Source organism: Sphingobacterium olei (assembly GCF_005048855.1).
In the GTDB taxonomy this organism is placed as follows: domain Bacteria; phylum Bacteroidota; class Bacteroidia; order Sphingobacteriales; family Sphingobacteriaceae; genus Sphingobacterium; species Sphingobacterium olei.
Genome location: NZ_SUME01000024.1, coordinates 1 through 965, shown reverse-complemented (window position 1 = coordinate 965; position 965 = coordinate 1). Strand labels below are relative to the sequence as shown.

Annotated in this window: 1 protein-coding gene; it reads right to left on the bottom strand. The window is 41.7% G+C overall.

Features of this window, described 5'->3' with window-relative positions; genetic code table 11:
- A partial coding sequence (locus FAZ15_RS22375; protein ID WP_238387351.1) for a glycoside hydrolase family 88/105 protein occupies positions 1-956 on the bottom strand: 956 nt, incomplete at its 3' end.
- Positions 957-965 lie beyond the last annotated feature (9 nt).

Here is a 965-nt window from a genome sequence, read left to right as displayed (position 1 = left end):
CCACCTAATCCCGCCACGGAGCAGCAGCTCGTTATACTCCAAGTTCCGTCCTTTTCTGTCTTGGTAAAATGTTGGATAAATTGTTCATAAGCTTCCTCTCCTTTCCTTAGGAAGCTTTGGTCTAAATATCCTTTTTGAGCACCTTTGATCCACGCATAAATAAACATAATAGAGCCTGTAGATTCCTGGTAATTCCCTTCTCGATCTTGCATGTTGGTTACCTGATACCACATGCCGGTATGGGGATCTCTAAATTTCTCCAGAGATGATGCCAGCTCTTGTAGAATTTTTAAAATTTCGGGTCTATCGGGATGCGTCTCCGGTAAGAAATCCAAAACATCTACGATAGACATCATGTACCAGCCAATACTTCTAGACCAAAAATTAGGCGAAAGTCCTGTCTTAGGATCGGCCCAACGCTGTGATTTACTTTCGTCCCAGCCGTGATAATATAAACCTGTCTTGGGATCATACAAGTTTTTTCGTACATCTACGATCTGCAATGCTACGTCATCAAACAAGTCGGTTTCATTGTTTTTTTCTGCATATTGGGCCAAGAAGGGTCCCGCCATATACAGTCCATCTAGCCAGACTTGATGTGGATATACTTTTTTATGCCAAAAACTTCCTTCCTTCGTCCGAGGGTGCGTACGCATTTGTTCGCGTTGGTGATCCAAGGCGATTTTAAAGCGCTTTTCTCCTGTTTTTGCTAGAATAGGAAACAAAATTTTCCCGGTATTTACACGGTCTATATTGTATTCTTGTGGCTTATACCCCAATATATCACCGCTTTCATTGATCATGGTGTCTACATAATCATAAATATACGCGTAGTATTTGCGCTCTCCAGTCTTATCGTAAGTTTGTAATATCGATTGCGACACTAATCCGTGACAGTAGTTCCATTTCGGCGCTTTTGAAAAATCAAGCATCCAGGCTTCAGGATTACGTTTCATCTCTGAATC